This is a genomic window from Ornithinimicrobium sp. CNJ-824 (assembly GCF_001942405.1).
Classification (GTDB): domain Bacteria; phylum Actinomycetota; class Actinomycetes; order Actinomycetales; family Dermatophilaceae; genus Ornithinicoccus; species Ornithinicoccus kibberensis.
The window spans coordinates 55,340-69,647 of the sequence record NZ_MKKA01000059.1 but is presented as its reverse complement, the minus strand read 5'-3'; the positions used below and the strand labels follow the sequence as shown (position 1 = coordinate 69,647).

Here is a 14,308-nt window from a genome sequence, read left to right as displayed (position 1 = left end):
GTCCATCGGGCGGGCGACACCCCCGACGGCGTCGGCCGGGACGAGGCTGCCATGGTGGAGGCATGACCACCATCCAGAACGTGACCGTCCTCGGCGTCGGCGTGCTCGGCTCGCAGATCGCCTTTCAGTCCGCCTACCACGGCAAGACCGTGATGGCATACGACCTCTCCCAGGAGGCCGTCGACGGCCTCCCCGAGCGGTGGGACTACCTCAGGCCGCTGTACCTGCGGGACCTTGAGGACGCGACGCCGGAGAAGTTGGACGCCGCAGTCGGACGGATCACCGGCACGACCGATCTGGCCACGGCCGTGGCCGACGCCGACCTCGTCATCGAGGCGGTCCCCGAGGTCCTGGAGATCAAGCGGGACACGTGGCAGAAGGTCTCCGAGTCCGCTCCGGAACGCACCATCTTCGCGACCAACTCCTCGACCCTGCTGCCCAGCGCCATGGCCGACGCCACCGACCGCCCGGAGAAGTTCCTCGCCCTGCACTTCGCCAACGAGATCTGGCGAAACAACATCGGTGAGGTGATGGGGCACGAGGGCACCGACCAGCGCTGGTTCGAGGCGGTGGCGGACTTCGCCGAGGAGATCGGGATGGTGCCCGTACGGGTCAGGAAGGAGCAGCCGGGATATGTGCTCAACTCTCTCCTGGTCCCCTTCCTCAACGCGGCGGCGGACCTGCTCGTCCGCGGAGTCGCCGACGTCGAGGACATCGACCTGACCTGGCGCACGAGCACAGGAGCACCGCTGGGGCCGTTCCAGATCTACGACGTGATCGGGATGACGACCCCCTACAACCTGGCCAAGAGCAGGGACGACGAGAGCTCGCAGAAGTTCGCCAAGCTGCTCAAGGAGGAGTACATCGACAAGGGCAAGCTCGGGGTCCCCACGGGCGAGGGCTTCTACCGCTACGGCTGACCAGCCCTGACCTGGCGATCGCACACGTGGCACGCCTGGTCCACGACGTGCCTCAGGGGCGGACCGGTCTGCCGGTCCGCCCCTGAGCGGCTCCTCGAGCGGTGCTCTCAGTACCTCAGGATCGCCGCCACCGGCGCGCCCTTGGGCAGCTCCTCGACCATCCGGATCGACCCGCCGTTGCGCAGGGTGGCGCGGGCGGCGGCGTCGGCCAGCCCGCAGTAGTCCTCGGGGCTACGCAGCGGCAGGACGACCTGGGGCGCGCCGTTGCCGACGTAGCACCCTCCGGACGTCATCAGCAGGGTGTCCACGCGGCCCTCGTTGGCGGCCGTCAGCGTCTGGTCCACGCCCAGCGCGCCCGAGCCGTGCCCGCGCTGCTCGTTCAGCCGGTCCAGGAGCCGCTGGTTCTCCTTCTGCAGCCGGCTCGAGACCAGGTCCCAGGCGGCGATCCGCAGGTCGTCGGCGGACATGTCGTCGGGGTTGCGCTCGATCGCTCCGTCCACGAGGTGCGGGTAGGAGGCGATGTCCCGGTAGATCGACACCCACTCGGGGAGGCCCGCGAGGATCATCGGGATCGAGCGGCCGGCGAGGTGCTCGTCGACACCGCGGGCGACCTCGCGGAAGAACTCGACGACCTCCTCCTTGTGCGCGTTGTCCAGCGAGCTGGCGCCGTAGTAGACCGCTCCCCCGGGCCCCGACCGCCCGGAGGCGTTGGGCCGCGGGACGGAGTCGGACTGGGGGCCGTCGGCGACGAAGACGTCCTCGAACGCCTCGGGCACCGACGGCAGGTCCAGCTCGCCGATCCGGTCACGGCTGCCACGCAGCACGCGCACGTGCTTCTGGCTGAGGGTGAGCACGACGTAGTTCTGGTCGCTGAGCAGGGGCAGCACCGGGCCGAGGGTGTAGCCCGAGCTCACGGCCGCGAGCTCGGGCAGCTCGAGCGGCACCCGGTAGGAGGCCGACCATCCCTGGGTGAGGTACATCGCCAGGCCGTCGGCCATGTGGCTCCAGGCCATGCCGTCGTGGTGCAGCTCCCACGCGGGGGCCAGCAGCTCGTCGACGTCGCGGCGCTCGTGCCCCTCCTTCAGGAGCGTGTCCTCGACGGCACCCAGCAGGTTCTTCCACCGCAGCCGGTCCTCGTCGCTCTCCTTCGTGGTCCCCACCCGGTGCGTCGGGACGAACAAGGACAACCTCGTCCCGTCGCCGTCACCCACCAGCTCCTCGAACTCGGCCCGGGTCATCAGATCCATGAAGTCCTCCTTGAGGTCGGGTGCTGGGCCTTCCGGCCACGTCCTGCGAGCCTACGCCGAGGACCGCTCCCGCCGCAGGGCCAGGGCCGGATCGGTCCGTCACGGTCCTGGCCCCGGCCCTGGGCGCCCTCCTCGTGGGTGCGGCCCTGTTCGCCTCCAGCCGCGACCGGGCGCGCAGCTAGCCCGCGGCATCGCCTCCGGGCAGCACGGCCCGTAGGCGGGCGGCGTACTCCCCCGCCTCTCCCTCGGCATACTTCGTCCGGGGCCAGAAGAAGCCGCGCAACCCGTCCCCCTTGGTCCGTGGCACCACGTGCACGTGCAGGTGCGCCACCGACTGGCTGACCTGGTTGTTCATCGCCACGAACGACCCCTGCGCGCCGAGCCCGTCCTTGACCGCCTGGGCCAGGGTGCGGGCGGCGGTGAACAAGGGGCCGACGAGGGCGTCGGGCAGGTCGGGGAGGGTATGCACGTGCTGCCGGGGCACGAGCAGGACGTGCCCCTTGAAGACGGGTCGGGTGTCGAGGAAGCCCACGACCTGCTCGTCGGCGAGGACGACCTCGGCCGGCTCCTCCCCCGCCACGATCCGGCAGAACGCGCAGCTGCTCATCCCTCGAGGAGCTCGGTCGCGTCCAGCTGGTCGAGCATGAACGCGATCTCGAACGCCGTCTCCTTCCAGGCGTCGTAGCGACCGGTCTTGCCGCCGTGGCCGGCGACCATCTCGGTCCTGAGCAGGATGGGCCGCGTGGCCGGGTCGTTGGTGACCGTCTCGCGCAGGCGGGCGACCCACTTGGCCGGCTCGACGAAGAAGACCCGGGTGTCGTTCAGGCCGGTGGTGGCCAGGATCGCGGGGTACTGCACCGGGCGGACGTTCTCGTAGGGCGTGTAGGTGCGCATCAGCTCGTAGACCTCGGCCGAGTCGACCGGGTTGCCCCACTCCTCCCACTCGCCGACCGTCAGCGGCAGCGAGGGGTCGAGGATGGTCGTCAGGGCGTCGACGAAGGGCACGCCGGCGTGCACGACCCGGAACCGCTCGGGCGCCAGGTTGAGGACCGCGCCCATGAGCAGGCCGCCGGCCGAGCGACCCTCCGCGGCGAGCCGGTCGGGAGCGACCCAGCCGGTGCCGACGATGTGGTCGGCGCAGGCCAGGAAGTCGGTGAAGGTGTTCTTCTTGTGCTCCATCCGGCCCAGCTCGTACCAGCTGCGGCCCATCTCGCCACCACCGCGCACGTGGGCGATCGCGTAGACCACGCCGCGGTCGAGGTAGGACAGCCGGGACACCGAGAAGTAGGGGTCGATGGAGATCTCGTAGGACCCGTAGCCGTAGAGCAGCCCCGGGTTGGTGCCGTCCGGGCCCAGTTCCTTGCGGGCCACGAGCGAGATCGGGATGCGGGTGCCGTCCTCGGCGGTCGCCCACAGCCGGTGCTGGACGTAGTCGGCCGGGTCGTAGCCGCCCAGGACCGGCTTGCGCTTGACGAGGGTGAGGTCGCCGGTGGCCAGGGCCAGGTCGTAGATGCTCGGCGGGGTGACGAGCGACTCGATGACGACCTGCAGGGTGTCGGTCTCGTAGGAGGGGTTGGCCCCGGTGTCGATCGACCAGACCTCCTCCTGCACCGGCACGTCGTAGCCGTCGTCGACGGGGAGCCCGTCGTCGCCCAGCGGGAGGATCCGCACCTGCGTCAGCCCGTCCTTGCGCAGCGACACGGCCAGGTGGCCGGAGAAGGCCTCGACGCCGGCGACCCGCATCCCCTTGCGCCCGGGCAGCACGGCCCGCCAGTCGGAGTCGGAGGTCGACCCGATCGGCGCCACGGCCAGCTCGAAGTCGCGGTGGTCCCGGTTGTGCACGATCCAGAGGCGCCCGCCCGCGGGCGCGACGTCATACTCGACCCCCTCCCGCCGCGGCGCGACGACCCGGAACTCGCCGGTGGGGTCGGAGGCGGACAGCAGGCGGTACTCCGAGGTGTTCTTGCTGCCGAGGGCGATGACGACGTGCTCGTCGTCGCGGGAGGCGCCGACGCCCATCCAGTAGCGTTCGTCGTCCTCCTGGTGGACGAGGACGTCCTGGTCGGCGGGGGTGCCCACCTCGTGGCGCCACACCTGGAAGGGGCGCCACGCGTCGTCGACGCGCACATAGAACAGGTATGCCGCGTCCGCGGACCAGGCGGTGCCGTAGCCGATGCCGGTGACCGCGTCGTCGACGATCTCGCCGGTGGTCAGGTCCTTGATCCGCAGGTCGAAGCGCTCGTCGCCGGTGCTGTCGACGGCGTAGGCGAGCAGGTCGCCGGCCGGGCTGGTGTCGAAGGTGCCCAGGGAGAAGAACTCCAGACCCTGCGCCTCGGCGTTGCCGTCGAGCAGCACCTGCTCGCCGTCCGGCACCTCGCCGGGGTCGAGGACGGGGCGCTGCGGGGAGTCACCGACGGCGATCCGGCCGTGGACCGCGTACTGCTGGCCCTCGACGGTGCGGGAGTAGTACCACCAGTCGCGGTGCCGGACCGGGACCGACAGGTCGGTCTCCTGGGTGCGGCTCTTGATCTCGCCGAAGATGCGCCGGCGCAGGTCGTCCAGGTGGGCGGTCATCGCGTCCGTGTAGGCGTTCTCGGCCCCGAGGTGGGCCAGGACCTTGCGGTCCTTCTTGTCCCGCAGCCACTCGTAGGGGTCGGTGACGTCCTCGCCGTGGTGGCGGCGGACGACCGGGATCTGTTCGGCGACGGGCGGGGTGGGCAGGGAGGTCTCGGCGGTCACCCGGTCAACGCTACCCGCGCCCGGTGACCGCGTCCTCATCCGCGTCGTCGCCCACCTCGATGGTCAGCACGACCAGGTCGGTGGACCCGTCCTCGGGCAGCGAGACGGTCAGGCGACCCGGTCCGGCGGGCAGCGACCGCGTCGCCACGAACGGCAGCTCCCCCTCCTCGACCTGCGGCATCCATCCCTGGGCGAAGGACTGCTCCACCAGCCGCGCGACAGCCTCCTCCACCGTTCCCTCGAGCGGTCGCAGGTGACGGGTGATCCGGGCGCGGACCAGCCGGCTGTCCCCGTCCTCCTCGACCTCGGTGCCGCGGGTCACCGCGTGGGTCTCGACCTCGAAGCCCTCGATCTCGTCGGTGGCCAGCGGGACCCCGCGGAGCACCTCCTCGGTCGTCACCTCGTGGGTGCAGGCGGAGAGCACGGAGCCTGCGAGGACGAGCGCGACCAGGGCACGGAGGAGGTGACGCAGCGGCATCAGGACGGGCGGCTCCCCGGCACGAAGGCGTCGGGGCGCAGGGCCGCGTGGACCCGGTCGAGCAGCTCGGACTGGTCCACGGCCTGGGCGTCGAGCTCCTGCCACTCGGCGGGGTCCATCTGCAGCCGGGGGGCGAGCGCCTCCATCACCTGCCACAGGCCGCGCTTGGCGTTGACCGCGCCCCGCATGAGCTCGGTCTCCAGCAGCGGCGTCATCGGCGAGCGTTGCGTCAGGCGCCGGTTGAGCTTGAGCCGGCCCAGCTTCTCCCCGACCGTCGCGGTCAGCTGCCGGTAGCGCAGGGTGTCCAGGCCCAGCTCCTTGATGAGCCGGTCGAGGCGGTCCCACTCCTCGTCGAGCTGGCGGGCGAACGAGGTGAGATCGCCGGCGACCGGCAGGTCCGCGTGGTCCTTGGCCATCCGGTGCGCACGGTCCCGCCCAACTGTGGCGCCGGCCAGGTGGTCGTTGAGGTAGAGCTCGAGCACGGACGTGTCCAGCCCGGCCTGCTCGGCGGTCAGTGGCACGGCATCCTCCTGGGGTCGGTGGGTCCTCGATGCCATCGTGCCAAGAAGCGTGCCGCTCGGCAGCCCGACCCACCCGGCCGCCCGGTCGTCAACGGTCGCCCGGGCTCAGCCGGCGATGCAGTGCGGTCCCAGGAGGGCCTTGAGGTCGCCGAAGAGCTCGGGCGAGGCGGTGACGCGCAGGGTCTCGTCGAGGCGCAGCAGCACGGTGCGCCCCGGCTGGGTGAGCCGGACCTGGACCTCGGTGCTGCCGGGGTGGTCGGCCAGCACGGTCTTGAGCTTGTGCGCCAGCCCGTCGGTGGCCCTGGTCAGCGGCAGGCTGAGCACGACCGGACCGCGCGGACCCTGCTTGATGTCGGGCAGGAGCAGCTCGTTGGCCATCAGCTCGGCGCCGTCGTCGCCCTTCTTCAACCGGCCCTTGACCACGGCCACGGTGTCCTCGGCGAGCATCGTGGAGATGGTCATGTAGACCTTCGGCCAGAACACCACCTCCAGGGAGCCGGCCATGTCCTCGATCGACAGCCGGGCGTAGGGGTCACCGTTCTTGGTCCGCTTCAGCTGCAGGTTGGTCAGCAGGCCGGCGACGGTGACGAAGTCGCCGTCCCGGGCCCCGTCCTCGCCGACGATCTCCAGGATCGAGGAGTTGGAGTGCTGCGCCAGGATGTGCTCGATCCCGTTGAGCGGGTGGTCTGAGACGTAGAGCCCCAGCATCTCCCGCTCGAAGGCGAGCAGGACCGACTTGTCCCACTCGATGTCCGGCACCGGCGGGAGGGTGACGATCTGCATACCCTCCTGTTCCTGCTCGTCGTCGCCGAAGCCGAAACCGGAGAAGAGGGAGTCCTGCCCGATGGCCTCCTGCTTCTTCTCGTCGACGAGGGCGTCGACGTAGCGCTCGTGCACGGTGACCAGGCCCTGCCGGGTGTGGCCGAGGCTGTCGAAGCGCCGGACTTGCACAGCGACTCGACGGTGCGCTTGTTGCACACGACCGCCGGCGACTTGCGCAGGAAGTCCTCGAAGGAGGTGAAGGCGCCCTTCTCCTCGCGGGTGCGCACGACGGCACCCACGACGTTGTGCCCGACGTTGCGCACGGCCGAGAGCCCGAAGCGGATGTCGTCGCCGACGGCGGCGAAGTTGGCCACCGAGGCGTTCACGTCGGGCGGGAGCACCGCGATGCCCATCCGCCGGCACTCGGCCAGGTAGAGGGCGGTCTTGTCCTTGTCGTCGCCGACGCTGGTGAGCAGGGCGGCCATGTACTCGGCCGAGTAGTTGGCCTTGAGGTAGGCGGTCCAGTAGGAGATGACGCCGTAGGCCGCGGTGTGCGCCTTGTTGAAGGCGTAGTCCGAGAACGGCACGAGCACGCCCCACAGCGAGGCGATCGACTCCTCGTTGTAGCCCTGGGCCTTCATCCCGTCGGAGAAGGGGATGTACTCGGCGTCGAGCACCTCCTTCTTCTTCTTGCCCATCGCCCGGCGGAGCAGATCGGCGTTGCCCAGGGTGTAGCCCGCCAGCTTCTGCGCGATCTCCATCACCTGCTCCTGGTAGATGCAGTTCGAGAGCACCAGGCCGCTGGAGACGAAGTTGTGCACGTCGTCGACGGTGATGTCGTAGACGGGCTCGGGGTCACCGACGTGGATGTCCTCGACGATGGCCCAGTCCAGCTCCGGGTATGCGGTCTCGCGCCCCCCGGTCGCACCCTGGGTCGACATCCCGCCCGCAACACCGGCAGCCGCCATCGCGGGCTCAGGAGCCGCGACGCGCTCGTCCGAGCTGCGGGCGATCGCATCCACCCCGGCCACGAGCTCGCCCGCCGGGACCCAGCCCCGGGTGGTGAGCACCTTGTGGTCCGCCGACAGGCGGAGCTCCTGACCAGCGTCCGTGCGCACCGTGAGCACCGGCTTCGCGGGCATCTCCCACCAGTGGGTGACCCGGCGTCGGACGACCTTGCCGCGATCGTCGACACCGAAGGTGAAGAACCCTTCCGTGACCCGGTCGGCGAGCTCGTCGATGCGCACCCTCTCGCCCGTGTCGGCGTCGACGATGGGGGTGTCCCCCGCAACGCACAGGCCGTAGGTATTTCCGAGAATCGGCTCGAGCGCCTCCACCATCTGCGGCTGCAGCTTGCCCTTCAGCTGCGGGTCGAGCGGGACGACCTCCTGCTGGCCGTTCTTGCGCAGGGCGAAGTTGGTGTGCGCGTTCACCCCCATCGGGCCGGGACGGTAGAGCGCGAGCGCGGCGGAGATGTCCTCGAAGTTGTCCGGGCGCATGAGCCGCAGCAGCTGGCGCATGCCGTTGCCGTCGAGCTGGAACACGCCGAGGGTGTCGCCGCGACCGAGCAGCTCGTAGGTCTTCCGGTCGGTCATGTCCTTGGAGAGGGCGTCGAGGTCGATCTCCTCGCCGCGGTTCTCCCGGATGTTGACGATCGCGTCGTCGAGGACGGTGAGGTTGCGCAGGCCCAGGAAGTCCATCTTGACCAGCCCGAGCGTCTCGCACGTCGGGTAGTCGAACTGGGTGATGATCTGGCCGTCCTGCTCCCGGCGCATGATCGGGATGAGGTCGATGAGCGGCTCACTGGACATGATGACGCCGGCGGCGTGCACGCCCCACTGGCGCTTCAGCCCCTCCAGCCCCTTGGCGGTCTCGAAGATCTCCGCGGCGTGCTGGTCCTCGGCCAGCATCTGGCGGAACTCGCCGGCCTCGCCGTACCTCTTGTGCTCCGGGTCCTGGATGCCCGAGAGCGGGATGTCCTTGCCCATGACCGACGGCGGCATCGCCTTGGTGAGCTTCTCCCCCATGGCGAAGGGGTAGCCCATCACCCGGGAGGCGTCCTTGAGCGCCTGCTTGGCCTTGATCGTGCCGTAGGTGACGATCATCGCGACCCGCTCGTCGCCGTACTTCTCGGTGACGTAGCGGATGACCTCGGAGCGTCGCCGGTCGTCGAAGTCGACGTCGAAGTCGGGCATCGACTTGCGCTCGGGGTTGAGGAAGCGCTCGAAGATCAGCCCGTGCGGGATCGGGTCCAGGTCGGTGATGCCCATCGCGTAGGCGCACATCGACCCGGCGCCGGAGCCTCGTCCCGGCCCGACGCGGATGCCGTTGTCCTTGGCCCAGTTGATGAAGTCGGAAACGACAAGGAAGTACCCACAGTTGTGGACCGCGACACCCTCGGCCACGTAGGTGTGGTCCTCGTCAACTGTGAGGTTGTAGACGGTGCCGTTGTAGGGCTCACGGTCGACCGCGCGCACCTTGACCCACCATCGACCGTCGGCGTTGAACGCGTTATAGGGGGCCTTGCTTCTCTCCTTGACCCACAGGACCTTGCAGGTTCGTTGGCTAGGACTCTGCTGAACGGTGGCCCACTGACCGAGGGACAAAAGTATGTTCCGAAGTTCCCGCGCCAGTGTCGGGTTCACCGTGACAACGTTGGTCTTTCCTCGGGCATCTTGGTGCCCATCCCCGTCGACCCACCCCTCGATGAAAGCCCAAAGACCTTCATCCGGGACCGACCGCACCCACGGGTGCACTGTCTTGCTCCGTACGCCGGTGCCAAAAAGCTCTTTGAGCATCAGTGCCAGGGGGTGGTTCGTCAGCATGATGCAGACGCCCTGGTGGGATGGCGCGCTTTCCGAGGACTTCTTGTAGACACGTGGGGTGCCGAGACCCAGGTTCTCGATCGCCTCGCAGAGGCGGCCGACTGCCGGCTCGTCCTTGTGGAGGGTCCACCCGATCTGCCCGGGGTTCGTCTCGCCATCCGGGTCGTAGAGATGACCCTCTGCCACCCACATCCCGAGCAGCCACATCAGTTCTGGCGACCATTCCACGGCCCCCGGCATGTCTCCCTTGTTCGGACGAGCGCCCGCAGCCTGCCCGACCCGAGACGGGCCACGCGCTGGCCCGGCCGTTCCTCGGTCTGCCAGCCGCGTTCCTGCATGAGCGACCGCAGGTCGAACGGTTGGTAAGGATCTCTGGGCGGCTGCGGCAGCATGACTTCGTCCCCAGGACGGACGTCCCTGGCCTCGACCCAGCCACGCCGAGCGACGAGGAACGGGTGCTCCGCGGTCGCACGGATGGGCCATGGCTGACCATGCGGTCGTACTACGTAAAGCTCTTCGGACACCTCTCGAGTCAGGACTTCCTCGACCCTGGCCACGCGTCCGCGGTAGGAAGACATGTCTACCGAGGTAACGTCCTCCCCCGCCCGGACATCCTGGATCGGCTTCCAGGCTCCATCCGCCATGAGCACTGGGGTCTCCGGCGTGAAGCAGTAGCCCTTATCGATGATCACGTTCGACTCGTAGGCCGCCTGCTTGCGGGCGTAGTCGGGCACGCCCTCGGGGAAGCGCCGGTGCAGCCCGGTCTCCACCTCGGCGAGGAACCAGCTCGTCTCGTCGTGGCCCTCGGGGCAGGGGAACTTGGGCATGTAGCGCCCCTCCCCCTCGGTGAAGGAGATGTCGCAGCGTTCGGCGACCACGAGCGTGTTGTCGCAGGCCTCGGGCAGCTCGCGCCACAGGTGGCGCATCTCCTCGGCCGTCTTGAGGTAGTAGCCGTCGCCGCCGAACTGGAACCGGTTGGGGTCCTGCATGGTCGACCCGGACTGCACGCACAGCAGGGCCGAGTGGGCCTTGGCGTCCTCCTGCTTGGTGTAGTGCAGGTCGTTGGTCGCCAGCAGCGGCAGGTCGAGCTCGCGGGCCAGCTTGAGCAGGTCCTGGCGCACCTGCCGCTCGATCTGGATCCCGTGGTCCATGAGCTCGCAGTAGACGTTCTCGTGGCCGAAGATGTCACGCAGGTCGCTGGCGTGCTGGACGGCCTCGCGGTACTGCCCCAGCCGCAGCCGGGTCTGGATCTCCCCCGACGGGCACCCGGTGGTGACGATCATCCCCTGGCCGTAGGTCTCCAGCAGCTCCTTGTCCATGCGGGGCTTGAAGTAGTAGCCCTCCATGGAGGCCAGCGAGGCCATCCGGAAGAGGTTGTGCATGCCGTTGTTGTTCCGGGCCAGCATCGTCATGTGGGTGTAGGCACCGCCGCCGGAGACGTCGTCACGCCCGCCGTCGCCGTACTTCACCCGGGTCTTGTCCGTCCGGTGGGTGCCCGGCGTGAGGTAGGCCTCGAGCCCGATGATCGGCTTGACGTCGTACTTCTGCGCCGTCTTCCAGAACTCGTAGGCCCCGAAGATGAACCCGTGGTCGGTGGTCGCGATCGCCGGCATGCCCAGGTCGTGCGCCGTCGAGATCATGTCCTCGATCCGCGCCGCACCGTCGAGCATCGAGTACTCGGTGTGGTTGTGCAGGTGGACGAAGTTCCCGGAGCTGGCTGGCGCTGACATCGCCCCCGATCTTAGGTCCCTCCACCGACAGGTATGCCCCCGCGCCGGGGCCGCGGACGACGACGCAGGTGGGGGGCCCGCAGGGGTCCCTCAGCGGGGCGGGCGACCCCCTCAGCCCCGGTGTGGCAGCCGCACGTCCACCCACACGAGCCGGTGGTCGCTCGTGGGGAACGGGTAGGTGCCCACGAGCCGGAACAGCGGGTCGTCGGAGGTCGGCCAGAACACCCCCGCGTCGTCGATCTTCAACGACCGGCTGGGCAGGACGTAGTCGACGCGGAGGTTGCCGGGCGGCTCGGAGAAGTCGGCCGTGTCGAACGCCGGGTCGCCCCGGTGCTCGAGGTTGACGCCGCCCTGGAGGAAGGCCTGCTCGGCCCCGCCCTCGCTGGCGGGGGTGACCGTGGTGTTGACCCGCGGATGGTCGAGCAGCTGGTCGATCGCGCCGTTCACCGAGTCCCCGTCGCGCGGGTCGGCGTTGTAGTCACCGACGACCACGAAGCGCTCGCCCGGCTTGAGCCCGCCCCGCTCCCCCTCGTCGTCGTAGATGTAGGCCGACTCCTTCGGCGAGCCGACGTAGTCGGCCCAGAAGCGGATCTCGTCGTGGTTGCGCCGGCCGTTGCGGTCCTCGGGCCCGTCGAAGGTCGGCGGGGTCGGGTGGGCGGCGAGCACGTGCACGGTCCTGTGGCCGACCTCGACGGGGACGTCCCAGTGGGACTTGCTGGACAGGCGCAGCACCTCCTGCGCCTCCTGCGAGTAGAAGTCCGTCGGCATGAGGTTGCCCGGCATGTCGGCCCATCGGAACGTCTGGAAGGTGCGCACCTCGTCGGCGTTGATCGGGTAGCGGGAGTAGACGACCATCCCGTACTGCCCGGGGAAGTACCCGTAGCCGAACGCGTCGTCGGGCCCGCCGACGGTCCCGTCGCCGTTGAGGTCGACCCCGCTGGGGATCCCGGTGTTGGACGGGGCGATGTAGGCGTAGGGGTAGTCGATCGCCTCGGCACCGTTCTGGGGCACCTCGAGGTAGTTGTCGCGGAACAGGTCCTCGTTGCCGGCCGCGTAGTCGAACTCGTTGACGAGCACGACGTCCGGGCGGGTGCGCTGGATCGTCTCGGCGACGTTCTGCGCCTGGAGGTTCTCCCCGGTGGACAGGTCCCGCGCGAGGTCGCCGTCGTTGAAGCGGTTGAGCGAGGCGTTGAAGGTGGCGAACCGTACGTCCAGGTCGGGCTTGCCCTGCCCCCGCTCGGGTCCGGCGGCGGCCGGGAGCGCGGCGGCGCCCAGCCCGAGGACCAGGGCGAGGGTCGAGGTGGTCGCGATCGTGCGGCGGGCGGCGGAGGTCATACCGCGCAACATAGGCGGGTATGCCGTGCCGCGCACCCCCAGGTGGGTGCAGCCGGGCGCACGGGTCGAGACCTCGCGTCAGCAGCCGGCGCGCTCCACGCCGTCGACCTCCACGGGCAGCCTCCCCGGTGCCGGGGCGTCCCCGGTGAGGGCGGCGACGAGCGCGTCCATGGCGCCGGGGGTGTCGCCGTAGAGCGCCACCTTCGTCGGGGCGCCGCTGGCACTGAGCAGGTATGGCGTCTCGAGGGCCACCGAGACCTGTGCCCCGTAGGGGCCCTGGCCGGGGCGGAGGAGCTCGACGGTGGTGCCGGTGCCCAGGGGCAGGCCGGCCCGTTCGGCGGCCCGCTCGAAGCGCTGGACCGCCAGCCGGTCGCCCATGGGGAGGACGCCGCCGTCGACCAGCGGTCCACCGCACTCTCCCTGGACCACGGTGACCGCGGCCTGCGACACCTCGCGGGCCACGTCTGCGGCTCCGCCGGGCTGGAGGGGCTCGACCGTCCCCTGCTCCTGCGCCTCGAGCAGCGCCGTGACCTGGCGGACGACGGCCTCGTCGAGCCGCTCCTGCGCCAGCGTCCCGTCGCCGACGGCGGCGACGATGGCGTCGCGTGCGGCCAGCGGGTCCGAGGGCATGAGGAGCACGTCCGCACCGGCCTGCAGGGCGGCGACGGAGGCCTGCCCCGGGCCGTAGGCGTTCGACACGGCGGCCATGTTGAGCGCGTCGGTGACGACCAGGCCGTCGAAGCCCAGGTCGTCGCGGAGCATCCCCTCGACCACCTCCGGCTCGAGCGACGAGGGCAGCTGCGACTCCAGCGCCGCGACCTGGATGTGTCCCACCATGACCGCTGGCAGGTCGGCCTCGACGGCCGCCTCGAACGGGACCAGGTCGCTGTCCCTCAGCTCCTCGAGCGTGCGGGTCTGCACGGGCAGCTGGACGTGGCTGTCGGCCGGGACCGAGCCGTGCCCGGGGAAGTGCTTGACCACGGGCAGGATCCCGGCGTCGAGGTAGCCGAGTCCGGCGGCCGTCGCGTGCTCGGCGACCAGCTCCGGGTCGCCGCCCGGCGACCTCGAGCCGATGGTGGGGTCGGAGAGTCCCATCGTCACGTCCGCCGTCGGGGCGAAGACCGCGGTGAACCCCACGCCCCTCAGCTCCGCCCCCGAGGCCGCCGCCGCACGCCGTGTCAGGTCGGGGTCGTCCGCTGCGCCCAGGCTCATGAACGTGGGGAAGCGGGTCAGGTCGCCCTTGGCCCGCTCGACGAGGCCGCCCTCCTGGTCGACCCCGAGGAAGACCGGCCACGCCCTTCCCGTCGTCTCCCCCGCCTCGGTCATCGCCGCGTTCAGCCCGGCCAGCTGGTCGGAGGTCAGGTCGGGGTCCATGACGATGATCCCGCCGAGGTGGTGGTCGGTGACCAGGCCGACCGGCGGCGCCGCCCCGAGATGGGAGGCGACCACGACCTGGCCGGCCTTCTCCTCCAGGGTCAGGTCCTCGACGAGCTCGGCGGCCTCGTCCTCGAGCGCCGGCTCGGGCTCCGGGGGCTCGGTCGTGCGGTCGGCCTCGTCCGACGGCTCCGGGTCGGGTGCCGGCGCGGGCGCCGGGGTCGCCGTCGTCTCCGGGGCGGGCTCCACCGTCGTCGTGCTGCCGGCCGGGGAACTCGTCGGTGCGGGCGTCTTGACCGCGCAGGCCCCGAGGGGGACGAGCAGCACGACGGCGCCGACGACGCCGGACCTGGCGACCCCTCTCATGCCCCCTGACC

Annotated in this window: 9 protein-coding genes and 2 pseudogenes; 1 reads left to right on the top strand and 10 read right to left on the bottom strand. The window is 70.3% G+C overall.

Annotated features, from left to right (window positions below; all coding sequences use genetic code 11):
- Positions 1-62 precede the first annotated feature (62 nt).
- A complete protein-coding gene (locus BJF81_RS14135) occupies positions 63-920 on the top strand; it encodes a 3-hydroxyacyl-CoA dehydrogenase (RefSeq protein WP_075958881.1) in 858 nt (285 codons plus the stop codon).
- A gap of 107 nt (positions 921-1,027) precedes the next feature.
- Here BJF81_RS14135 and BJF81_RS14130 read toward each other — a convergent pair whose 3' ends face one another.
- The 10 genes and pseudogenes from BJF81_RS14130 to BJF81_RS14085 all read right to left on the bottom strand — a co-directional run bounded on the left by BJF81_RS14130 (position 1,028) and on the right by BJF81_RS14085 (position 14,297).
- On the bottom strand, positions 1,028-2,167 hold the full coding sequence (locus BJF81_RS14130; RefSeq protein ID WP_143780872.1) for a baeRF3 domain-containing protein: 1,140 nt from the start codon (positions 2,165-2,167) through the stop codon (positions 1,028-1,030).
- A gap of 178 nt (positions 2,168-2,345) precedes the next feature.
- A complete protein-coding gene (locus BJF81_RS14125) occupies positions 2,346-2,774 on the bottom strand; it encodes an HIT family protein (protein ID WP_075958879.1) in 429 nt (142 codons plus the stop codon).
- On the bottom strand, positions 2,771-4,906 hold the full coding sequence (locus BJF81_RS14120) for a S9 family peptidase (RefSeq protein ID WP_237770254.1): 2,136 nt from the start codon (positions 4,904-4,906) through the stop codon (positions 2,771-2,773). The genes BJF81_RS14125 and BJF81_RS14120 overlap by 4 nt, the downstream gene beginning before the upstream one ends.
- A gap of 10 nt (positions 4,907-4,916) precedes the next feature.
- Positions 4,917-5,384, bottom strand: coding sequence for a hypothetical protein (locus BJF81_RS14115; protein WP_075958877.1), 468 nt, complete (start codon positions 5,382-5,384; stop codon positions 4,917-4,919).
- Positions 5,384-5,905 (bottom strand): hypothetical protein, encoded by a 522-nt coding sequence (locus BJF81_RS14110; RefSeq protein ID WP_075958876.1) that lies wholly within the window; start codon positions 5,903-5,905, stop codon positions 5,384-5,386. The genes BJF81_RS14115 and BJF81_RS14110 overlap by 1 nt, the downstream gene beginning before the upstream one ends.
- A gap of 105 nt (positions 5,906-6,010) precedes the next feature.
- Positions 6,011-9,042: pseudogene (dnaE, locus tag BJF81_RS14105) on the bottom strand (DNA polymerase III subunit alpha); the annotation flags it as partial.
- Between the two features lie 6 nt (positions 9,043-9,048).
- Positions 9,049-9,465, bottom strand: a pseudogene (locus BJF81_RS21650) (LAGLIDADG family homing endonuclease); the annotation flags it as partial.
- Positions 9,466-9,698: 233 nt separating this feature from the next.
- Positions 9,699-11,222 (bottom strand): PHP domain-containing protein, encoded by a 1,524-nt coding sequence (locus BJF81_RS14095; RefSeq protein ID WP_083664251.1) that lies wholly within the window; start codon positions 11,220-11,222, stop codon positions 9,699-9,701.
- Positions 11,223-11,333: 111 nt separating this feature from the next.
- Positions 11,334-12,557, bottom strand: coding sequence for an endonuclease/exonuclease/phosphatase family protein (locus tag BJF81_RS14090; protein ID WP_075958875.1), 1,224 nt, complete (start codon positions 12,555-12,557; stop codon positions 11,334-11,336).
- 78 nt (positions 12,558-12,635) lie between these two features.
- The gene (locus BJF81_RS14085; RefSeq protein WP_143780871.1) at positions 12,636-14,297 is read right to left on the bottom strand and encodes a glycoside hydrolase family 3 protein; all 1,662 of its coding nucleotides are present in this window, start codon (positions 14,295-14,297) and stop codon (positions 12,636-12,638) included.
- Positions 14,298-14,308 lie beyond the last annotated feature (11 nt).

What these genes read in the sequence shown, in the direction of transcription:
- BJF81_RS14135 (WP_075958881.1), top strand. Translation starts at nt 63, where the DNA reads ATGACCACCATCCAGAACGTGACCGTCCTCGGCGTCGGCGTGCTCGGC.
- BJF81_RS14130 (WP_143780872.1), bottom strand. Translation starts at nt 2,167, where the DNA reads ATGGATCTGATGACCCGGGCCGAGTTCGAGGAGCTGGTGGGTGACGGC.
- BJF81_RS14125 (WP_075958879.1), bottom strand. Translation starts at nt 2,774, where the DNA reads ATGAGCAGCTGCGCGTTCTGCCGGATCGTGGCGGGGGAGGAGCCGGCC.
- BJF81_RS14115 (WP_075958877.1), bottom strand. Translation starts at nt 5,384, where the DNA reads ATGCCGCTGCGTCACCTCCTCCGTGCCCTGGTCGCGCTCGTCCTCGCA.
- BJF81_RS14095 (WP_083664251.1), bottom strand. Translation starts at nt 11,222, where the DNA reads ATGTCAGCGCCAGCCAGCTCCGGGAACTTCGTCCACCTGCACAACCAC.
- BJF81_RS14090 (WP_075958875.1), bottom strand. Translation starts at nt 12,557, where the DNA reads ATGACCTCCGCCGCCCGCCGCACGATCGCGACCACCTCGACCCTCGCC.
- BJF81_RS14085 (WP_143780871.1), bottom strand. Translation starts at nt 14,297, where the DNA reads ATGAGAGGGGTCGCCAGGTCCGGCGTCGTCGGCGCCGTCGTGCTGCTC.